Annotated in this window: 1 pseudogene; it reads right to left on the bottom strand. The window is 39.3% G+C overall.

Annotation, left to right across the window (positions count from 1 at the left end):
* Positions 1 to 572: pseudogene (locus tag RT405_RS06285) on the bottom strand (acyl-CoA synthetase FdrA); the annotation flags it as partial.

Here is a 572-nt window from a genome sequence, read left to right as displayed (position 1 = left end):
GGGTGTGGTTTACCTTGGGTATACATGTCATCGCCTAAGTCGATCACTTCATGTCCCGCTGAACTTAAAATGAATCCTTCTTCGTGTGTTAACCCTTCAGCTAAGTTTAATCCATCTGCAATCAGCATGCCCGCTTCGTTTGCTAATGTTCCGCCTGAGTAATAGCCTTTGATCAATGTTTGTTCTGGTTTCAACGATACAACAGGTTTTTCAACTGTTTCATCTAATGCTTTAACTTCTTGGCCATTTAAAAGTGCGACAGCAATTTTAGCTGCTTCTTCTAAGGTATAAGCATGATACAAATCTTTTTCATTGAAAGTTGGTTTTTCGCCTAAGAAAATCGTAACTGCTGGTTTAGAAATCGTTCTCAATAAACCAAGTACTTTATCTCTAACTGATTTTGCAGGAGGCTTAGAAATCACCACGATCACATCTGTATCAGGATCTTTTTCTAAAGCAGCAATGCTATCTAGCATCGTAATTCCGCCAACTTCTTCAGATAAATCGCGTCCGCCAGTACCAATTGCATTGGTTACACCTGCACCTAATTTATCGATGATTGTAGAAACTTC

The organism is Carnobacterium sp., assembly GCF_032094055.1.
Taxonomy (GTDB): Bacteria; Bacillota; Bacilli; order Lactobacillales; family Carnobacteriaceae; genus Carnobacterium_A.
The sequence above is the reverse complement of the archived record's forward strand: the minus strand, read 5'-3'. Positions and strand labels throughout refer to the sequence as shown.